This is a genomic window from Embleya sp. NPDC008237, assembly GCF_042956465.1.
In the GTDB taxonomy this organism is placed as follows: Bacteria; Actinomycetota; Actinomycetes; order Streptomycetales; family Streptomycetaceae; genus Embleya.
Map to the genome: position 1 here is coordinate 155,149 of NZ_JBIBGL010000005.1, position 18,525 is coordinate 173,673.

16 protein-coding genes are annotated in these 18,525 nt (G+C 71.2%); 8 read left to right on the top strand and 8 right to left on the bottom strand.

The window, feature by feature from the left end; all coding sequences use genetic code 11:
- Nucleotides 1-2 precede the first annotated feature (2 nt).
- The gene (locus ACFZBU_RS14530; RefSeq protein WP_391583884.1) at nt 3-2,165 is read right to left on the bottom strand and encodes a hydantoinase/oxoprolinase family protein; all 2,163 of its coding nucleotides are present in this window, start codon (nt 2,163-2,165) and stop codon (nt 3-5) included.
- Between the two features lie 416 nt (nt 2,166-2,581).
- Between ACFZBU_RS14530 and ACFZBU_RS14535 the strand changes: the two genes are divergently transcribed.
- Nucleotides 2,582-3,430, top strand: coding sequence for an SAM-dependent methyltransferase (locus ACFZBU_RS14535; RefSeq protein WP_391583885.1), 849 nt, complete (start codon nt 2,582-2,584; stop codon nt 3,428-3,430).
- Nucleotides 3,431-3,486: 56 nt separating this feature from the next.
- On the top strand, nt 3,487-4,428 hold the full coding sequence (locus ACFZBU_RS14540; RefSeq protein ID WP_391583886.1) for a D-2-hydroxyacid dehydrogenase family protein: 942 nt from the start codon (nt 3,487-3,489) through the stop codon (nt 4,426-4,428).
- Nucleotides 4,429-4,501: 73 nt separating this feature from the next.
- Here the strand turns inward: ACFZBU_RS14540 and ACFZBU_RS14545 are convergent, their stop codons facing one another.
- Nucleotides 4,502-4,975, bottom strand: coding sequence for a hypothetical protein (locus ACFZBU_RS14545; protein WP_391583887.1), 474 nt, complete (start codon nt 4,973-4,975; stop codon nt 4,502-4,504).
- 232 nt (nt 4,976-5,207) lie between these two features.
- Nucleotides 5,208-5,555: an SPW repeat protein gene (locus ACFZBU_RS14550; RefSeq protein ID WP_391583888.1), complete on the bottom strand. Its 348-nt coding sequence runs from the start codon at nt 5,553-5,555 to the stop codon at nt 5,208-5,210.
- Nucleotides 5,556-5,826: 271 nt separating this feature from the next.
- On the opposite strand from ACFZBU_RS14550, the gene ACFZBU_RS14555 reads away from it, so the two are divergent.
- Together ACFZBU_RS14555 and ACFZBU_RS14560 are read left to right on the top strand one after the other, a co-directional pair.
- A complete protein-coding gene (locus tag ACFZBU_RS14555) occupies nt 5,827-6,138 on the top strand; it encodes an ArsR/SmtB family transcription factor (protein WP_391583889.1) in 312 nt (103 codons plus the stop codon).
- Nucleotides 6,139-6,275: 137 nt separating this feature from the next.
- Entirely contained in the window at nt 6,276-7,508 is a 1,233-nt protein-coding gene (locus ACFZBU_RS14560) for an MFS transporter (RefSeq protein ID WP_391583890.1), read from the top strand.
- A 24-nt stretch (nt 7,509-7,532) separates the two neighbouring features.
- On the opposite strand, the gene ACFZBU_RS14565 is transcribed toward ACFZBU_RS14560, so the two are convergent.
- Together ACFZBU_RS14565 and ACFZBU_RS14570 are read right to left on the bottom strand one after the other, a co-directional pair.
- Nucleotides 7,533-8,288 (bottom strand): tRNA(His) guanylyltransferase Thg1 family protein, encoded by a 756-nt coding sequence (locus tag ACFZBU_RS14565; RefSeq protein WP_391583891.1) that lies wholly within the window; start codon nt 8,286-8,288, stop codon nt 7,533-7,535.
- 7 nt (nt 8,289-8,295) lie between these two features.
- Nucleotides 8,296-8,754 carry an AAA family ATPase gene (locus ACFZBU_RS14570; RefSeq protein WP_391583892.1) on the bottom strand — a complete coding sequence of 153 codons (459 nt, stop codon included), beginning with the start codon at nt 8,752-8,754 and terminating at the stop codon, nt 8,296-8,298.
- Nucleotides 8,755-8,884: 130 nt separating this feature from the next.
- Between ACFZBU_RS14570 and ACFZBU_RS14575 the strand changes: the two genes are divergently transcribed.
- Nucleotides 8,885-9,217, top strand: a complete 333-nt coding sequence (locus ACFZBU_RS14575) for a cupin domain-containing protein (RefSeq protein ID WP_391583893.1) — start codon at nt 8,885-8,887, stop codon at nt 9,215-9,217.
- A 235-nt stretch (nt 9,218-9,452) separates the two neighbouring features.
- Entirely contained in the window at nt 9,453-10,055 is a 603-nt protein-coding gene (locus ACFZBU_RS14580; RefSeq protein WP_391583894.1) for a HutD family protein, read from the top strand.
- A gap of 91 nt (nt 10,056-10,146) precedes the next feature.
- On the opposite strand, the gene ACFZBU_RS14585 is transcribed toward ACFZBU_RS14580, so the two are convergent.
- Both ACFZBU_RS14585 and ACFZBU_RS14590 read right to left on the bottom strand, forming a co-directional pair.
- Nucleotides 10,147-11,889 (bottom strand): chitinase, encoded by a 1,743-nt coding sequence (locus ACFZBU_RS14585; protein ID WP_391583895.1) that lies wholly within the window; start codon nt 11,887-11,889, stop codon nt 10,147-10,149.
- A 298-nt stretch (nt 11,890-12,187) separates the two neighbouring features.
- The gene (locus ACFZBU_RS14590) at nt 12,188-13,366 is read right to left on the bottom strand and encodes a citrate/2-methylcitrate synthase (RefSeq protein ID WP_391583896.1); all 1,179 of its coding nucleotides are present in this window, start codon (nt 13,364-13,366) and stop codon (nt 12,188-12,190) included.
- 115 nt (nt 13,367-13,481) lie between these two features.
- Between ACFZBU_RS14590 and ACFZBU_RS14595 the strand changes: the two genes are divergently transcribed.
- Nucleotides 13,482-14,789, top strand: coding sequence for a citrate synthase (locus ACFZBU_RS14595; protein WP_391583897.1), 1,308 nt, complete (start codon nt 13,482-13,484; stop codon nt 14,787-14,789).
- 144 nt (nt 14,790-14,933) lie between these two features.
- Here the strand turns inward: ACFZBU_RS14595 and ACFZBU_RS14600 are convergent, their stop codons facing one another.
- Nucleotides 14,934-16,298 (bottom strand): chloride channel protein, encoded by a 1,365-nt coding sequence (locus tag ACFZBU_RS14600; RefSeq protein ID WP_391583898.1) that lies wholly within the window; start codon nt 16,296-16,298, stop codon nt 14,934-14,936.
- Nucleotides 16,299-16,612: 314 nt separating this feature from the next.
- Between ACFZBU_RS14600 and ACFZBU_RS14605 the strand changes: the two genes are divergently transcribed.
- A complete protein-coding gene (locus ACFZBU_RS14605; protein ID WP_391583899.1) occupies nt 16,613-18,433 on the top strand; it encodes a glycoside hydrolase family 15 protein in 1,821 nt (606 codons plus the stop codon).
- Nucleotides 18,434-18,525 lie beyond the last annotated feature (92 nt).

Sequence of the window (18,525 nt, forward strand, 5' to 3'; positions counted from 1 at the left end):
GCTCAGGCTCCCTTCGAGGCGGTGTCAGCGGTGCTGCCGGCGGCGGTGTCACGGGTGACGACGACGTTGCCGTAGGCGTCCACGCGGGCGTCGAAGCCCGGGTGGATCGGGATGGTGGAGCCGAACTCCTCGATGATGGCCGGGCCGCTGACCAGGTCCCCGGGGGCCAGTTCGGCGCGGGCGTACACGGCGGTGTCCAGGTAGCCGTCGCGGTCGACGAAGCACACCGGACGGGTGCCGGTCCGGGCCCGCTCGACGCCGCCGTCGCGCCCGGGCAGTTCGCGCAGTTCCGGGCGGCGGATCGGGCCGACACCGGTGACGCGCAGGTTCACCCACTCCACGGGCTGGCTCGCGTCGCCGCGGAAGTTGTAGCCGTACAGCTGCTCGTGCGCGGCGTGGAAGCCCTCGGCGACGGTGTCGGCGAGTGCGGCGTCGAACGGGCCGTCCGGCACCGGCACGCGCACCTCGAACGCCTGGCCGAAGTAGCGCAGGTCGGCGGTGCGCACGTAGCGGTGGTCCTCGGCCGCGAAGCCCTCCTTGTCCAGGGCCTCGCCCGCCTTGGCCGCCAGTTCGGCGTAGATGCCCGCCACCTTGGGGTGGTCGAGATCCGGGTGGCCTCCGACGGCGGTCTGCACGTAGTCGCAGCGCACGTCCACGGTGAGCAGGCCGAATGCCGAGACGTTGCCGGGGTCGCGCGGCACGATGACGCCGGCGAGGCCGAGGATGTCGATGAGCCGGCACAGCAGCAGGGACCCGGAGCCGCCGAAGGTGGCCATGGTGAAGTCGCGCACGTCCAGGCCGCGCTTGACGGTGATCTGTCGCAGTGCGTTGGCCTGGTTCCAGGCGGAGATCTCCAGGATGCCGGTGGCGCACTGCTCGACGCCGATGCCCAGTTCGGCAGCGAACTTGGTCAGGCCCTCGCGGGCGGCGTCCACGTCGAGCGGGATCTCGCCGCCGAGCAGGTGCGGGGGGATCCGGCCGAGCAGGACGTGTGCGTCGGTGATGGTCGGCTCGGTGCCGCCCTTGCCGTAGCACAGCGGGCCGGGGTCGGCGCCGGCCGAGCGGGGGCCGACCTTGAGCGTGCCCTCGGGCGAGATCCAGGCGATCGAGCCGCCGCCGGCGCCGACCGTGACCACGTCGATCATCGGGATCTTGGAGGGGTAGCGGCCGATCGAGCCCTCGGTGGTCAGCGTCGGCTCACCGCCCAGGACCACCGACACGTCGGTCGAGGTGCCACCGCCGTCGCAGGTCAGGACCTTGTCGAAGCCGGCCTTCTCGGCGATCAGCGCGGCGCCGAGGGCGCCGGCGGCCGGGCCGGACAGGACCGTGGTGATCGGCTGGTGCACGACCTCCTCGGCGGAGAGCACGCCGCCGTTGGACTTCATGATCGCGAACGGCACGCGGCGTGCGGCGTCGGTGCCGCCGGCCGCGGTGGTGAACTCGTCCAGGCGCCGGCGGATGCCGCTGACGTAGCGGGCCACACGCGGCTTGACCGCGGCGTCCACGAGCGTGGTCATCGAGCGCTCGTACTCGCGGTATTCGCGCAGCACCTCGGAGCTGATCGAGACCACCGCGTCGGGGTGCTCCTCGCGCAGGATCTCGCGCATCCGCAGCTCGTGCGCGGGGTTGGCGTAGGAGTGCAACAGGCACACACCGATGGTCGCGATGCCCTGCTCGCGCAGCCGGCGGGCGGCGGTACGGGCGCCCTCCTCGTCGAACGGGCGGACCTCGTTGCCCTTGTAGTCGAACCGGCCGCCGACGGTGTGCACCAGGTCCACGGGCACGATCCGGTCGGGCTTGACCCAGAAGTAGGAGTTGCCGTAGCCGTCCGGGACCGCCTGGCGGGCGATCTCCAGGATGTACTCGTAGCCCTCGGTGGTGATGAACCCGAGGCGGTCGATCTTGTCTTCCAGGAGCTGGTTGGTGGCCACCGTGGTGCCGTGCGCGACGGCGGTGACGTCGGCTCCGGTGCAGCCGAGCAGGCCCAGCACCTTGTCGATGCCGTTCATGAAGCCGTCGGCCGGGTCGGCGGGCGTGGACGGCGTCTTGGTGGTGACGAGCTCGCCGGACTCCTCGTCCAGGGCGACCACGTCGGTGAAGGTTCCGCCGGTGTCGATACCGATCCGGATCCGTCGGCGGGGTCCCGCCGTTGCGGCAGGCGTCATCAGCGCGCTCCAATCGGAGGGGGCAGGGAAATCGCATTCGCGGAGGGCGGGTCGCCCGGCTGCTGTCAGCGATTCAACTTCGCCGCGCCCCGTCACGGAATCGGCAACTTCTGCCAAGGGACTCGGCAACAGTTGGTGATTCCCGTGAGCGGGGCGGTGACTCCCACGAGCGGACGCGATGATCCCGACGGGCCGGAGCGGTGCCTGCCGCGGGCGACTGCCGCCCTGAGGTCTGGACCAATTCTCGGGCAAGGTCTGGACCAATCCCCCGAATACTCCCTTTCACCCGCCCCGAACGAGCCCCGAACTCACTGAAAAGAAGGGGAAGTTCCCGGAAACTTGGCGAGGCTCGGATAAGGTCGGCGCAGGCGGATGTCGCAGAGGGTGACTCCACGACACACCGACGGGGAGCAGCCGTGGTCGAGCGTGAGCAGGACGAGTGGATCTTTTCCACGCCGCCGGCGGGCGAGTCGCCCGAGGACTGGGCGCCGACCGGTATCGACGTCACGGTGCCCAGCGTCGCCCGGGTCTACGACGCGATCCTGGGCGGCAAGAACAACTTCGCGGTGGACCGGGCGATAGCCGACGAGGCCCTCAAGGATCTGACCAACGAGGGCGCCTGGGCCAACCGGCACATCCTGGCCCGCGGCGTGCGGTACATGGCGTCCGCGGGCATCGACCAGTTCGTCGACCTGGGATCGGGACTGCCGACGGTGCAGAACACGCACGAGGTCGCCCAGCAGGTGAACCCGAACGCCGCGGTCGTGTACGTGGACAACGACCCGATCGTGCTCGCCCACGGTCGTGCCCTGCTCGCCGAGAACCACCGCACCCGGGTGGTCACCGCCGATCTGCGCGACCCGGCGGACGTGCTCGCCCGGCCGGAACTGCGCGAATTGGTGGACCTGACGCGGCCCGTGGGCCTGCTCCTGGTGGGCGTCCTGCACCACCTCGCCGACCACGAGGACCCGGCCGGCCTGGTGCGCGCCTACCGTGACGCGCTGCCGCCGGGCAGCTACATCTTCATCACCCACTTCTGCGACTCCACGCCGGAGGGGCGGGCGCTGGAGAAGATCTTCCTGAGCCGGCTGGGCAGCGGTCGCTTCCGCGCCCTGGAGGAGATCGAGGGCTACTTCGACGGCCTGGAACTGGTCGAACCGGGCGTGGTCCTGCTGCCGCTGTGGCGTCCGGACGAGCCGGTCACCGAACCGCTCACCCCCGAGGGCCACCTGTCGGTCGGCGGCATCGGCCGGTTGCCCCGATAGCCTCGACGTCCCGGCCGTCGCCGCGGCCGACCCTGTCCGGACCCCTCGGGAGCACCATGAAGATCGCCATCCTCGACGACTACCAGGACGTGGCCCGCGGGCTGGCCGACTGGGATTCGCTGGGCGCCGACGTACGGGTGTTCACCGAACCGTTCGCGGACGCCGTCGAGGTGGTCGACGCGCTGGCGGGCTTCGAGGCGATCGTCGCGATGCGCGAGCGCACCCGGTTTCCGGCCGAAGTGCTGGCCGGGTTGGCCGACCTGCGGCTCCTGGTCACCACCGGACCGGTGAACGCGGCCATCGACGTCGCCGCCGCGCGCGAGCTGGGCATCGTGGTGTGCGGGACGGGTTACGTCGCGTACCCGACCGCCGAGCTGACCTGGACGCTGATCCTGGCCGCCGCCCGGAACCTCCCGGCCGAGGTGCACTCGATGCGCACCGGCGGCTGGCAGGTCGGGCTCGGCGTCGGATTGCGTGGCAAGGTGCTGGGCTTGCTGGGCCTGGGCCGACTCGGCACCGAGGTGGCCCGGATCGGGCAGGCGTTCGGCATGGAGTGCGTGGCCTGGAGCAAGAACCTCACCACCGAACGGGCCGCCGGACACGGCGTGACCGCGGTGGCCCGGGAGGAGCTGTTCGCGCGCGCCGACGTGCTCTCCGTGCACACCGTGCTCAGCGCCCGCACCCGGGGCCTGGTCGGCCCGGCCGAGCTGGCGCTGATGAAGCCGACCGCGATCCTGGTGAACACCTCGCGTGGCCCGATCGTGGACGAGACCGCACTGCTGGGTGCACTGCGCGCGAAGTCGATCGCCGCGGCGGCGCTGGACGTCTACGACATCGAGCCACTGCCCGCCGACCACCCGTTGCGCGGCCTGGACAACGTGATCCTCACCCCGCACATCGGCTACGTCACGCGCGAGTTGTACGAGACGTTCTACCGCGACGCGGTCGAGGACATCACCGCCTTCCGCGCGGGCCGACCGATCCGCGTGCTCGCCTAGCCGGTAGCCGGTCACTCGGGTTCGGCGGGCCGGCCCCGGGCCGCCGGCGCCGAGTACCGTTCGTGGATCACGATCACCTGGTCCGGCCCGGATCCGGTCCCGGGTCGTCCGGGTCGGCGCCTCGGTCGTCGGCCGTGCGGGTGCGGCCGTGTACCTGCGTGGGATGAGCCCGGTGCGGCACATGCGCCGCGCCGGAGGCGTCCGGGCGCAGCCACCGCAGGTAGCCGAACACGCCCACCACCGCCAGCGTGGCCACGGTCGCGCAGATCGCCGCCAGCTCGACCGCCGCGGAGCCGGTCAGGACCGCGGCGACCAGCAGGCCCATCGCGGCGCCGCACGCCATCAGGGCGGTCCATTTCGATATCGCCATTCCATCGGGTGCCCGCACGTGTACGTGCGCTCGCATCCGGCGACGGCGCGGAGCCGACTCGGGAATCGGGTCCTCGAACACGCGCAGCAGCGCGACGAACTGCTCGTCCTGGAGCAGCGACTTCTCCAGCCGCGCAAGAGTCCGACGTTCCCGGCCCGAAAGCGAAGGTCCGTCCACCACATCCACCTCCCACCCGGGAGCGCGGGGCGGGACCCGTGAGGCGGGGTGCGCCGGGCGGTATCCGCCGAGGCGAACCGTTCGCCGGCGGGACCGACCGGCGGCCCGGTCCTGGGTTCGGATCACTCAGATTCGGATTGATCGATTCGGATTTCTGACCTCTTCGCCGATTGGTGCACCTCTTCGGATCGCCGGTGTGGAGCATCGATGCGTCTCGCCGCGACCGGCTGCGCTACAACCGGCGCAGCCCGACGACGCCTCGCAACGCGAGCATGAGAGCCATCAGGCACGCCACGCCGCCGACGATCACGTTGCTCGTGATGGTGCGGGTGGTGTCGACGGCTCCGGTCACGGCCCAGGGGGCCACGATCGTCCAGGCTCCGATGCAGAACGCGGCCCAGCTCATCGCATGCGTGCGTTCGTAGGCGGAGCCGAAGCCGCCCATCAGGAACGCGAGCGCCACGCCGGTGATCAGGTTGGCCGTCGCCAGAGTCGTGAAGCCGTTGAACCCCACGATCCATGGGGAGGCCGCCAGGTAGACGCCGCACAGCATGCCCAGGGCTTCCGCCCCCTGTGCCACCGGGCCGGTCGTGGCCCGTTCGGAGTGAGCTCGAAGTGTGACTATGTCCGGATGCTGTTCAATCGGTGACGATGTCGGCGAGGACACGTCCACCACCCTCTTTCCGAGGAATCACGGTCCCCTGGTTGATAGCCGACGCACTCCCGACCAATCCCCCCGAACTCGAATATTTACCGCATATTTTCCCCACCGTGCGCTCGCCGTGAGCTGCGGATTGACACGGCCGCTACATATCGAGAAAACTGGATGCAACATACCCGGAAGGAACCCCGTGGACCCGCTGGCCATTCACAAGGCGCTCGCCAACCCGGCGCGGCTTCGGTTCATGCACTGGCTGAAGGAGCCCGCGAAGTACTTCGACGAGAACTCCTACCGCCGGCAGGGCCTGGGCTTCCACATCGGCGTCTGCGTCGGCGACATCCAGGCGCGGGCCGGACTGGCGCAGTCGGTGGTGTCCGGCTACCTCCAGACGCTCAAGGACGCGGGGTTGCTCGACTCGGAGCGCATCGGCAAGTGGACCTACTACCGCCGCAACGAGCAGGCGATCGCCGCCTTCGCCGAGCACGTCCGCACCGAACTCTGACGGACGCGGGACCGAGCCGCCACACGCCCGGCACACCCGCCCGTACCTCTCCCGGCACCGGCGCCCTCATCGGGGTGCTCCCATGTCTTCACGCATCTACATATCTCGATATGTATCGAGAGAATCGAAAGGCCACGATGAGAAACACCTCCCTGACGGTCCCGACCCTCGCCCTGGGCGTGTTCGGGATCATCACCACCGAGATGGGCATCGTCGGCGTGCTGCCCCAGGTCGCGGACGATCTCGATGTCAGCGCCTCCACCGCCGGTCTGCTCGTCGGCGTCTTCGCCCTGGTGATCGCGGTGTCCGGGCCGTTCATGACGCTGCTCGCCTCGGGCCTCGATCGCAAGACCGTGCTCGCGACGGCGATCGCCGTGTTCGCGGTGTCGAATGCGGTGTACGCGCTGACCACCCGGTTCGAGGTGATGTTCGCGTTCCGGATCATCCCCGCCGTCTTCCACCCGGTCTTCTTCTCGGTCGCGCTGGCGACCGCGGCGAAGCTGGTGCCCGCGCGGGACGCGGTGCGGGCCACCACGCGCGTGTTCGCCGGCGTCACCGTCGGCTTCGCCTTCGGCGTGCCGCTGACCTCCTACCTCGCCGAGCACCTCTCCCTCCAGGCGGCGTTCTGGTTCGCCGCCGTGGTCAACCTGATCGCGTTCGTGGGCATCCTGCGCTTCCTCCCGGCCATGCCGGTGGAGCGGCGACACTCCTACGGCGCCCAGGTGGGCGTGCTGCGCAGCGGCCGGATGTGGCTGACCATCCTGTCCGTGGTCCTGGTCTTCGCGTCGATGTTCTCGGTCTACGGCTACTTCGCCGAATACCTGGACGAGGTCACCGACCTGGACGGGTCCTGGGTCGGTGCGCTGCTGATGGCCTTCGGCGTCGTGATGATCCTGGGCAACTTCGCCTTCGGCGCGCTGTTGCGGCGCAACCCGGTCCGCACGGTGCTGCTGTTTCCCGCCCTGTGCCTGGCCGTCTATCCGCTGCTGTACGCGGTCGGCCCGTATCCCGCGGCGATGGTGGCTGCGGTACCGATCTGGGGCGCGGTGCACGCCGGCGGGCTGATCGTCAGCCAGAGTTGGCTGGGGCGCGACGCCCGGGACTTCCCCGAGTTCGGCAACAGCCTGTTCATCTCCTTCTCCAACCTGGGCATCACCGCGGGCACCACGGTCGGCGGTTGGGTGCTGAGCGCCGCCGGAGCGCGCGAACTGGCCTGGGTGGGCGCCGGCTTCGCCCTCGCCGCACTGGCCGCGATGCTGCTGCGACTCGGCCTGGACCGGATGCGGCCGCGCCGGCGCTCCGCCGAGACCGCGCCGGCGCCCGCCCGGAGGCCGACGCCGGCCACCCGCGCGCCGGCCGAACCGGTGTAACCCCGCGCGGGTGGGGTGCGACGTTCAGGGCGCGGGATCCGCGAGCGCGGCGATCAGCGCACGATACTCGTCCTTCATCGGCAGCTCCCGCTCCACCCGCACCCGCCGCCGGACGGCCGAGACCTCGACCTCGCGAACCGGGTCGTAGCCGGTCCGCTCGAAGCGCTCCCACCACACGCCGACCCCGCGCCGCTGCCACGCGGGCAGTTCGTCGAAGTTCACGCCGTGCGCGAAGAGCAGCTCGTTCTTGTCCGCCTTCGAGCTCCGCGCCAACATCTGCGTGGCGGCCCGGGCGGACTTCCCGTCCTTGCGCAGCGTCCAGTAGCACCAGCCGTTGAGCGCGCACCGCGCGGCATCGACCTGCCGCCAGGAGAAGTAGTCGACCACGTCCCCGACGCTCGTCCCCATCCAGATCCGGCTGTCGAAGTGGGCCGGTATCCCCGCGTGATGGGTGAACGTCGCAGAGGCGATCCCGGCGGTCACCGAGACCAGCTTCTCCACCTCCCGGCCGAACATCTCGAACGACGGGTCGAGCAGGATCGATATCTCGTCGCTCTCGGTGTAGGCGTAGCGGGCGTCCAGTTCGGTGAACAGCGCCTGTGCGGTCTCGGCCATGAGTGCGCCGAACCGCTCGTCGAAGGGCTTTTCGAAGTGCTCCTCGGTGAAACGCGAGAACGACCGACCGTCCACCCGGATCACCGTCCACGCGCCGGGCAGCAGCACCAACGAGTGAAACCACTCCCGCGACCGTTGCATCGCCTCGAACCGATCGGCATCCATAGCCCCGTCACCCCTCGTTCGCCGCCTCGACCACGAAGCCGCCCGCGCCGTCGAACCGCACGACGTACAGGGCGTCGAACCCCTCGTCCGCCCCCGGCGCCCGCAGCCGCCTCAGCGTGGCACGAACCCCGACCTCGGGCACCCGGGTTTTCCCCACCCGCTCGGCATTGCGCGCCAGGGACCCGACCGGATCCGGCGGAAACCAGTAACCGACCACGTCCGCACCCCACACCCGGGCGAGTTCGATGATCGGCCGGCGATCCTCCGGCGCGGGATTGGTGTTGTCGACGGCGACGTCGCGACCGGCCGCCAAGGCCTCCTCGATCAGCCGCTGCTGCCGACGCTGTCGGTTCCGCGCCCGGGGGAAGTCGTCCTTGCTCACGTGAACGTGCGTTGCGGCCAGGACCATCCGGTGGAAGGTCGACTTGCCCGACGCCTGGAGGCCCATCAAAATCGCCACCCGCATGCTCGCTCTGTCTCCTGCTCTCCCGTTCGCTCGCGGGAATCGATCGGGTGAGGCGCAGACTAGAGCCCGGAGGGACGATCGGGTTGGGTCGTTCGGGGGTTTGGTGAGTGGGCGTGTGCACACTGTGAGCATGGAAAAGCTCTCCTTGGATGCCCAGGTCCGCGAACTGCTCAAGCTCGCCGCCGCCTCGTCGACGGGGCGCAGCGCCCACACCGTGTACGGCGGCCACGAGCACGTGTTGCGGCAGACCCTGATCGTGCTGACCGCCGGCACCGTGCTGGCCGAGCACGAGAACCCGGGCGAGGCCACGCTGCTGGTGCTGCGCGGGCGGGTCGTGCTGGTCAGCGGCGAGACGTCGTGGGAGGGGCGGTCCGGCGACTTCCTGGTGGTCCCCAAGACGCGGCACAGCGTGGAGGCGCTGGAGGATTCGGCGGTGTTGCTCACCGTGGCCAAGCGCGACTGACCGGCGCCGGTCGCGGATCGGCGTCCGGCCCGGGCGGGAGAGCGTGCTGCCCGGGTCGGACGGGATTCACCTGCGCGGGGCCGGAGCGCTGCATCGGCTGCTCCTCGGCGTCGATCGCCGTGCCCTCGTCCATTGTGTTCCATGGCCGTGACCGGGTGCGAGCAGGGTCGACCGTGCCGGTGGCCGCCCGCGGCTCGCGTGGCACGACCCGGGCCGGCCCGCCGGCATCATGGCGGTGCCGAAGCAGCCCCGATCCGAAGTAGGCAAGCACGTGATGAACCTGTTCGACGTCGAGACGCTACCGGTCGGCCCGTGGCGCAACGGCGGCGGCGACACCCGCGAAATCGGGTCGCAATCGCCGACGGACTCGGCGGAGGCGGACTTCGACTGGCGCGCGAGCGTCGCGACGATCGCCGCCGACGGGCCGTTCTCCGCCTTCCCCGGCGTCGACCGCACGATCACCCTGTTGGCGGGCGACGGCGTACACCTGGTCGGCGACGACGGGCTCGACCACCGTCTGGACCGACCCGGCGAGCCGTTCGCCTTCTCCGGTGACACGGGACTGCGGGCCACGCTGCTCGGCGGCGACACCCGCGTGCTCAACATCATGACCCGGCGCGGGCAATGGGCCGCCCGGGTGCGCCGTGCCGATGCACCGCTGCTCCCGGCCGCCGGTCACGCCGGCGTGGTGTACGTCCTGTCCGCGCCGGCCGGCGACGGGTCCGGGTCGGCGCTGCGGGCGGGGCAGGGGGCCTGGTGGACGAGCGGCACCGCCGGGCCGGCGGTGCCGCTCGCAAGCGGTGCGGTCGCACTGTGGGCGGACCTTCGTCCGCTGTAGGGGTGGCTGTGCCGTAGCGCCTACCCGGCGGCACCGACGCCGTGCTGCCGACGCGGTGTCGCCGATCGGGTAGCGCTGACGTGCGGACGATTCAGGGCATCGTGCGCAGGTGCGCCGCAATCGTGTTGGCCAGGGCGTAGCCGGCGGTCGCGTCCCAGTTGGCCGACCACGTCATCGCCCCGCGGATGCCGGGCCAGGTGGTGGCGGGTCGGAAGCTCCCGCAATTGGTGCCCGCGGCCAGGCAGTCCAGGGCGTTGTTCACCACACCGGGCGAGACGTAGCCGCTGCCGGCCGCGCGCCCGGTGGCCGGTACGCCGAGCGCGACCTGGTCGGGGCGCAGCCCGCCCTGGAGTTGGATGCACGCCTGGGCGGTCAGGAAGTCGACGCCGCCCTGGGCGTAGAGCTTCCGGTCGCAGCCGAACATGGTTCCGGAGTTGTAGTACTGCATGTGCACGATGGTCAGGATGTCCTTGATGCCCAGGGCGAGTTGGAAGTACGCGGCCTGGTCGGACTGCATGTCCAGGGTCTGCGGGGCCATCGTGATGATCAGGCTCGTGCCGATCTGCGCCCGGATGGCACGCAGCGCGGTGGCCATGTACGTGGGGCTGACCCCGTTCTCCAGGTCGATGTCGACGCCGTCGAAGCCGTATTCGCGCAGCAGCGCGGTGGTGGTGCTCGCGAAGGTGGCCGCCGACGCGCTGTCGCCGACCCAGACCGCGCCGAGTTCGCCGCCGACCGACAGGATCACCTTCTGTCCGCGGGCGTGCATGGTGGCGACGTCGGCCTTGAGGTCGGCGTTGGTGTAGCCGCCGAGCGCGGTGGACAGGCCCGGGTCGACGCCGAAGGTGACCGCTCCCCAGCGGGTGCGGTCGGCCTCGGCGAAGGCCACCGCGACCAGGTTGTAGGACGCGGGCACGTCGCGCAGGCGCAGGTTCGCGGAGCCGTTGACGAAGTTGTGCCAGTAGCCGGTCATCACCCGCTTGGGCAGGCCGGTCGGGTCCTGGCCGGTGGGCCCGTCCGGACCGGTGGTGACCGTGACCGGCGCCGAACGCGCGGACGTTCCGGCGCTGTTGGTCGCGGCGACGGAGAAGGTGTAGGTCGTCTCGGGGGTCAGGCCCGGTATCTCGGCGGCGGGGCCGGTGACCGTGGCCACCTTGGTGTCGGCGCGGAAGACGTCGTACGCGGTCGCGCCGGGCACCGCGGACCAGGTCAGCGAGACGCTGCGCGCGGTGCTGCCGGCCGCGGCCAGGCCGGTGGGTACGGCCGGGATCGTGGTGTTGCCGCCGGGGCCGACGAGCGAGACGTCGTCCGCGAGGTAGGCGGGTTGTCCGTACCAGCCGTTGAGGTGGAGCGTGACGCTGGTGGTGTTCGGGCCGGTGCGGAACGTGGTGGTGAGCTTTTGCCACGTGGTGGCCGAGGAGGTCCACGTGGAGACGTCCGTGGTGCCGGTGCCGCTCGCACCGAGGTAGATGTACGAGCCCTGGACCCAGGCGGATTCGGTGTAGTCGGAGTTCGGTTGCACCGCCACGGTCTGGCTGCAGCGGGCGTTGTCGCCGCCCGCCGGGGTGGCCTTGAGGGCGCCGGTGCCGGTGTGCACCGGCGTGCTTGCCGGACTGCCGGAGCCGGCGGAGCAGGTCCAGCCGGACAGGCCGGACTCGAAGCCGCCGTTCACCACGAGTTCGGCGGCGGCGGGTGCGGGAGAGGCGAGCGCGAGCAGGCCGGCCGAGGCCATCGCGCATGCGGTGAGCAGGGTGGTGACGAGGCGGCGCGGGGTGCGCCTGCGGCGTGCGGCGGCCTGGTCCGCGCGGCCGCCTGGGGGACGTATCGGTGCCATCGTGGGGTGTTCCTCCCGTACCGGCCCGGGCGATTGCCTGCGGGCGTGGGCGTGCGTGGAAGGGAGGGTGGACCCGGGTCGGCACCGCACTGCCTGATGGGACGTCAGGCTGCCTCGGCGCAGGGCGTGCGCAGGCCGTCCGGGCGCACCCGAGGGTGCCGGGGGTGCCTGTGTGTCAGACGAGTTGACCGCCGGTGCCCGCGAACTGTCAATAGGTCTGGACCAATTGCCTCGGCGCGACCTCGCCCCGGCCTCGCCTCCGCCGCGATCACGCCTCGATCCGCGGGCGGCGGTGGGTTCAGGCGCTCGGCACGGGCCGCGGTGGTTGCGGGCCGGTGTAGCGGGCGATCGGGCGGATGATCTTGGTGTCCTCGGCCTGCTCCAGGATGTTCGCGCACCACCCGATCACCCGGCTCGCGGTGAACGTCGGGGTGAACATGCTCCGCGGGATCCCGCACAACTGCATCACCACGCCCGCGTAGAACTCCACGTTGACGTGCAACTCGCGGCCCGGCTTGAGTTCGGCCAGGATCCCGGTCACCCGACGGTGTACCGCGGCGGCGAACTCCACCAGTTCCACGCCCTGCGCGTCGGCGTGTTCGGCGAGTTCGGCGGCGATGTCGGCAAGCATCACCGCGCGCGGATCCTCGGTGCGGTAGACCGCGTGACCGAAGCCCATGATCCGCTCCCCCGCCGCGATCCTGGCCCGCACCCACGCGTCGATCCGCTCCGGCGAGCCGATCTCGTCCAGCGCCTCCAGGGCCCGATCCGGCGCACCGCCGTGCAACGGGCCGGAGAACGCGCCGATCGCGCCGACCACCGCGGAGACCAGATTCGCCCCCGAGGAGGCGATCACCCGCGCGGTGAACGTGGAGGCGTTGAAGCCGTGGTCGATGGTCGCGATCAGGTAGCGCTCGATCGCGGCCACCTGCGCGGGCTCGGGTTCCGTTCCGGTCACCAGGTGGAGCCAGTTGGCCGCCGTGGACAGGTCGGCCCGCGGCTCCGGCGGCTCGGCGCCCGCGCGGATGCGGTACAGCGCCGCCAGGATGGTCGGGGTCACCGCGCCGACCAGCAACGCGTCCGCCGCCCGCCGCCGCGGATCGCACTCCCACAGCGGTGGCAGGTTGCGCGCGGCGCCGATCAGCGACAGCGCGGTACGCAGTCCGGCGAGCGGGTCGAACCGCTCGCCGGCCATGGCGATCGACGGCAACACCGGCCGCAGTTCCTCGGGCAACACCCGCAGGCGGGCGATCTCCGCCGCGAACGGCGCCCGTTCCTCGGCCGCGGGCAACCGGCCGTGTACGAACAGGAACCACACATCCTCGAAGGTGCGGGTGCCGGCCAGTTCGATCGCCGAGTACTGCCGGTAGTGGTAGAAGCCCTCGTTGCCCCGCACGTCGCCCAGTTCGGTGGTGGTGACCACCACCCCCTTCAGGCCCCTGGGTACGTCGATCCGCTCGTCACCGGCGACCGCCATGACATGCCTCCCATCCTCGGCGGAGCCGCACCGGCCCGCCCACCAAGAATGTCGATCACGCCATCAAGTATCGTCAATGTTGATTACGTCAATGTGTGCTGGAGGTGCGGACGAAATGGCTGGTCGGCGCAGGGTTCCGGGCGAGGGAAGTGAGCGGGATTACCCCGCCGACTACCTGACCACCGCCCAGGCCGCGCAGCGGTTGGGGGTCAAGCCCGAGACGATCTACGCCTACGTCAGCCGCGGATTGTTGACCAGCGTGCGCGACGAGTCCCGGCAACGCGGCAGCCGGTTCGCCACCGCCGAGGTGGAGGCGCTGGCCGAGCGCACCGGCGGGCGACGCGACCCCAACGGCTCGATCGAGCGCATCCACACCCACCTGACCCTGTTGGCCGACGACCACCTGTACTACCGCGGTCGAGACGTGCGCGAACTCGCCGAACACCGCCTCGAGTCGGTGGCGCACTGGCTGTGGCGGGCCGAACTCGCCGACGTGCCCTCGTTCGAGGTCTCCGCCGAACGGGCCGAGACGGTCCGTCGCACGGTCGCCCTCCTGCCGGACACCGCCCGGCTGATCGACCGCATCCGGATGATCGTGGCCGCGACCGGCACGACCGATCCGCTGCGCTACGACCTGTCCGAACCGGCGGTCGTCCGCGGCGGCGAGACCCTGCTCGCGGTGATCGCCGACACCCTGCCGCCGTGTGCGGGCGCGCAACCGCCGACCGGCCGCACCCTGGCCGAGCGGCTGTGGCCGAAACTCACCGCCCGGCCGGCGACACCGGAACACGTACGCCTGCTGAACGCCGCGCTGGTGCTGATGGCCGACCACGACCTGGCGGTGTCGACGCTGGCCGCGCGGGTGGCGGCGAGCGCGCGGGCGGACGTGTACGCCGTGGTGTCCGCCGGCCTGGGTGTGGTCGACGGCCGCCACCACGGCGCCGCGATCGGCCTGACCCACCGCTTCCTGCGCGACGCGCTCGACCCCGCGGGCAGCCCCACGATCGCGGTCGCCGACCGCCTCCGCGCCGGCGAACACCTGCCCGGCCTGGGCCACGTGCTCTATGTGGACCGCGATCCGCGCGCCGACATGGTGCTCGACCTGCTGCGCGAGCAGGCCCGGGACGACGACCGGGTCGCCCGGGTGGTCCGGGCCGTGGACGCCCTGACCCGGGAAACCGCGGCCCGCGAGAACATGTTCGCCAACGTCGACCTGGCGCTCGCGGCCCTGACGCACGCGATGGACATGCGACCGGATGCCGGCGAGGCGATCTTCGCGATGGCCCGCTCGATCGGCTGGCTCGCCCACGCCCTGGAGGAATACCGGCAACCCGGCCTGCGCTACCGCGCCGTCGGCGTCTACACCGGCCCGCGTCCCGCCACCGCCGGCGACGCCGGCAACCCGAAGGCACGTCGGGACTGAGCGCCGCCGTCCGGACGCGGGGACGATTCTCCGTTCGGATCGCGGCCGGCGGCGTCAGTGCCCCTCGGTCCACGTGCGCAGGCCCATCAAAGGCGCGCTCGGCACCGACGACCCCCACTCCCGCTCGCCGGAGGGGGCAACGGCTCAGGCCGTGTCCCCGCCGACGGCCGGAGCCGGGAGCGGGGCGGCGGCCGGGGCGGCGGGCACCGGGGTGAGTCGCAGCGAGACGACGTACGAGACCACCACCGCGAGGATCACGAGCGGCATCACGGTAAGCCCCTGCGACCCCAGCAGCAGGGTGGCCAACAGCACCGAGGTCATCGGGAGTTTCAGCATCGCCACGCACATGGCGCCGATACCCATCGCGAATCCGGACGTCAGGTCCAGCCCGGGGAGATGGGACAGGGCGATCCCGCCCACCGCGCCGACGAACATCGAGGGGAACACGAGGCCGCCGCGGAAGCTGCTCAGTGACGCGCAGTACGCCGCCGATTTGCACACGATGAGCAGCACGAGCGCGCCCACCGAGTATCCGGCGCTGTCGGCGAGCAGTGGGTTCAGCCCGTGCTGCCCCGAATACAGCACCCCCGATGCCTCGTATCCCGATCCTTCGGCGTACACGAACGCGGCCACTCCGACGATCGCGCCCATCATCACTGTGGCCGGCACCCTCCACTGCTCGACGCGCGCCTGTGCGTAGAGGGCGCCCCGACGGATGCCGGTGCCGAGGAAGGCCGCCGCGAGCCCGATGACGAGAGCCCAGCCGAACGACGCGACATCCGGCACGTCGGCATGCGGCACGTCGTCAAGAGCCAGCGAGTACGTGCCCAGGCCGGTCCACGAGCCCAGACCGATGAAGACGAGCGAACCGATGCCGGCGGCCAGCAGGCCCGGCACCAGCACCATCCCGAGCATCGGCCCGGCGAGGCCCGAAGCCTCCATCAGCAGGAACGCACCCAGGAGTGGTGATCCCAGCAGCGCGCTGACCGCGGCGAAACTCCCGGCAGCGCCCACGATGGCGCTCGCCTTCGGCTCGATGTCCGGCTTCACCAGCCGTGCGCCGAGCACGGCGAGGCCGGCGCCGAGGGTGATGAGCGGCGCCTCGGGTCCCAGGACGACGCCGATCCCGAGGGAGACCAGCGCCGCGAGTACGATACCGGGCAGTTCCACCGCGGACGGCGCGCCCGCCGAGGAAACGCCCTCGGCCGGCTTGTGCCCGCCTTCCCCCGGTAACCGGCGAATGATCAGGCCGACCAGCAGACCCGCGACGGCGAGCAGCGGCACCGGCCACCACGAGGGCGTGCCGTCGAAGCCCAAGGCCTCGGGCAGGTCGGTATAGGTCAGCGACTCCAGTCGGGAGACGAGGGCGAGGAATCCGAACGCCGCCGCCGAGATCGGCACTCCCAGGACCGCCGTCATCACCAGAAGCCCCACGTATCCGCGGGCACGGACGGGCGCGAAGGGGTCGAGTGGCGCGGTTTCGGGCACTCCGGCGGGCGTGGCCGACACTCTCATCGTCTCCTCAGCATCGGAACCCGCACGAAGGCGTCGGCTCACAAGCCTTTGTCCGGTGATACCACGCGGAGCAGCCGGCTCCGCGTACCCGGCCCGCGGCACTCCGGTACGTCCCGCACCGTCATGCCCCCGGCCCAATCGCACCGCGACCGGCCGAGGCCCCGCCCCGGGCCGACGCCACGGCCGTGCCGTTCGGCAATCGGGCTTCGCGGCCGCGGGAGCGCACCGGTCGCGCGGCCCCGAAGGGCATGAAGCCGGCGCCTGCCGGATAGTGGATCGGGTAGGGATTCGGCTGAGATTGGACTCTCATGGACCGCTACCCTCCCATCGCGGAACACGGCCTGATCGGCGATCTCCAGACCGCGGCACTGGTTTCCTCACAGGGCGTCGTCGACTGGTTCGCCGCGCCCAGGTTCGACTCCCCCAGCATCTTCGCGGCGTTGCTCGACCACGATCGGGGCGGCTTCTTCCGAGTGGCCCCGGACGTCTCGGAAGCCACCTGCAAGCAGCTGTACTATCCCGACACCGCACTCCTGGTGACCAGGTTCATGTCCCCGGACGGTGTCGGCGAGGTGATCGACTGGATGCCGCCGAACACCAGCCGAATACCCAGCGACCGGCACACCCTGCTGCGCGCCGTGCGCACGGTGCGCGGCACCGTGCGGTTCGACCTGGAATGCCGACCACGCTTCGACTACGGCCGGGCCGCCCACCGGCTCGATCCGGGAGCCGACGGTGGCGTGTTCCGCGCCCCGGGCGTCACCGCGTACCTGCAGAGCAGTTTTCCGCTGGAGCGGGACGGCGACGACATGCGGGGTTCGGTCACCCTGAGCGTCGGCCAGGAGGCGGGCGCAGTCTTCACCGTCTGCACCGGCGGCGGCGAGGCCCCACCGCCGTTCACCGTCGCCACGGGCACCGAACAGCTGTGGCACGCCGCCGACTTCTGGCAACAATGGGTGCACGGCTCCAACTACCGCGGCCGCTGGCCCGACATGGTCAACCGCTCCGCCATCACCCTCAAGCTGCTCACCTACGCCCCCACCGGCGCGCCGGTGGCCGCGGCCACGATGGGCCTGCCCGAGCAGGTGGGCGGCGAGCGCAACTGGGACTACCGCTACACCTGGGTGCGCGACGGGTCGCTCTCCGTCCGGGCCCTGCTCGACCTCGGCTTCGTCGAGGAGGCGACCGACTTCACGCACTGGCTCGGCGACCGGCTCCGTGCCTCGGCCGGGCAGGAGGGCGAGCCGCTCCGAATCATGTACCGGGTCGACGGTGAACCGCTGTCGACGGAAGAAACCCTCGACCACTTCGAGGGCTACCGGGGCTCCGCACCGGTGCGGCTCGGCAACGCGGCCGCCGACCAGTTGCAGTTGGACATCTACGGCGAGGCCCTCTACGCCCTGTCGGAGGGGCGCGAGATCGCCACACAGGCCGGCTACCGAGGCTGGAAGACCATGGCCCGCACGCTGGACTGGCTGGCCGACTCCTGGGACCGGCCCGACGAGGGCATCTGGGAAACGCGCGGCGGACGCAAGGACTTCACCTACAGCCGGGTCATGTGCTGGGCGGCCTTCGACCGCGGCCTGCGGATGGCAAGGGATTTCGGCCGACCCGCCGACACCGTCCGCTGGACCGAGGCCCGCGACACCGTCATGGAACAGATCATGGAACACGGCTGGGACGAGTCCGCTCAGGCCTACGTCCAGCACTACGGCGGGGACGCCGTCCTGGACGCGTCACTGCTGCTGATGCCCCGGGTCGGCTTCATCGCCCCCAGGGACCCGTCCTGGTTGTCCACCCTGGACGCCATGGATCGCACGCTGGTCTCCGACAGCCTGGTCTACCGGTACGACCCGGCCGCCTCTCCCGACGGCCTGCGCGGCTCCGAGGGCACGTTCAGTCTCTGCACCTTCCTCTATGTGGACGCCCTCGCCCGGGCCGAACGCCTGCGCCCCGCCCGGTACACCTTCCAGAAGATGCTCACCTACGCCAACCACGTCGGCCTCTTCGCCGAGGAGGTGGGCCCCACCGGCGAACAACTGGGCAACTTCCCACAGGCGTTCACCCACCTTTCACTCATCACGGCCGCCTGCACCCTGGACGAGGCCCTCGACCAGCGGCGCGTCTGACGGTCCACGAGCGCACCGAGCGGGCCCGACCGTCGACCGCACGCCCTGCGGGTCGGCGAACCACCCGGCGGAGCGCCCGGATCGAGCGGCCC